The organism is Frankia sp. CcWB2 (assembly GCF_977927585.1).
The window spans coordinates 13,747-14,536 of the sequence record NZ_CDWRCM010000111.1 but is presented as its reverse complement, the minus strand read 5'-3'; the positions used below and the strand labels follow the sequence as shown (position 1 = coordinate 14,536).

The 790-nt window shown below is 65.7% G+C and carries 1 protein-coding gene; it reads left to right on the top strand.

The features are described 5' to 3' along the window. Window positions 1–372 precede the first annotated feature (372 nt). Window positions 373–790: ParA family protein (locus ACY45C_RS13055; RefSeq protein WP_462187892.1), on the top strand; the 418-nt coding region annotated here is incomplete at its 3' end.

The following is a 790-nucleotide window of genomic DNA, read 5'->3' as shown; positions in this document are numbered from 1 at the left end:
TCCCACTTCGCTTGAAGTTGACCATGGTGTACCCACCAGTCGGCCATGCCCGGCGTGGCGGCAGTCCGGAGCCGGTGCGCGGCTGGCTGCCCTACGGCCTCTCCCACGGCCCTCCCAACGTGGGATCAGCTGGACGATCGATGGTCATCGGCGGCCAAATGTCCACGCACGGCACTCACCCGTCCGGGGGATCCCGGAAATGGCGTCAACGGCACGTGGTGTGCTGGCAGGAAGAAGGCCGGCGCGGGTCACGCGTACGGACGGCGCCAGTGCGCGACAGGGGGACCGCCGGATGACACATCATCGAAGTCCACGAAGCCAACCTGACGGCTACCTTAATATATCGCGGTCATCCACAAGAGCGGTGACACCGTGAAAGTGGTCTCGGTCATGAATTACAAGGGCGGAGTCGGAAAGACCACTCTGACGGCGAACATCGGCGCGGAGATCGCCCGCTGGGGAAAACGGGTTCTTCTGATCGATCTTGATCCGCAGGCGAGCCTCACCTTCTCCTTCTACCGGCCGGAGGACTGGCGGGCGCACCTCGCCGAGGGCCGGACCATCAAACAGTGGTTCGAAGCCTGGCGGATGGACGGGCCGGTGCCGGGACTCGAGGCGCTCGTCACCGCCCCCACGGTGGCGAACTCCCGCATCGCGCATGGCGGTGGCCGGCTCGACCTGACCGCGTCCCATCTTGCCCTCGGCGACGTCGAGATGGATCTCGCCGCGCGGTTGGGTGGGGCACAGATCCACCGGTCGACACGCCACTACTTCGACGTCTATCTGCGTC